The sequence below is a fragment of the Deinococcus alpinitundrae genome (assembly GCF_009982895.1).
Lineage (GTDB): Bacteria > Deinococcota > Deinococci > Deinococcales > Deinococcaceae > Deinococcus > Deinococcus alpinitundrae.
The window spans coordinates 1-515 of the sequence record NZ_WXZL01000111.1; the positions used below are offsets into that span (position 1 = coordinate 1).

1 rRNA gene is annotated in these 515 nt (G+C 53.0%); it reads left to right on the forward strand.

The features are described from left to right. Positions 1-515 (forward strand): 23S ribosomal RNA (locus GUI70_RS24140); the annotation flags it as partial.

Sequence of the window (515 nt, forward strand, 5' to 3'; positions counted from 1 at the left end):
ACCGCCCCAGTCAAACTACCCACCATACACTGTCCTCGATCCGGATAACGGTCCTAAGGTAGCGAAATTCCTTGTCGGGTAAGTTCCGACCTGCACGAATGGCGTAACGATGGCGGCGCTGTCTCCACCCGAGACTCAGTGAAATTGAAATCGCTGTGAAGATGCAGTGTATCCGCGGCTAGACGGAAAGACCCCGTGAACCTTTACTATAGCTTTGCACTGGACTTTGAATTTGCTTGTGTAGGATAGGTGGGAGGCTTTGAAGCGTGGACGCCAGTCTGCGTGGAGCCAACCTTGAAATACCACCCTGGCAACTTTGAGGTTCTAACTCAGGTCCGTTATCCGGATCGAGGACAGTGTATGGTGGGTAGTTTGACTGGGGCGGTCTCCTCCTAAAGAGTAACGGAGGAGTACGAAGGTGCGCTCAGACCGGTCGGAAATCGGTCGTAGAGTATAAAGGCAAAAGCGCGCTTGACTGCGAGACAGACACGTCGAGCAGGTACGAAAGTAGGTCT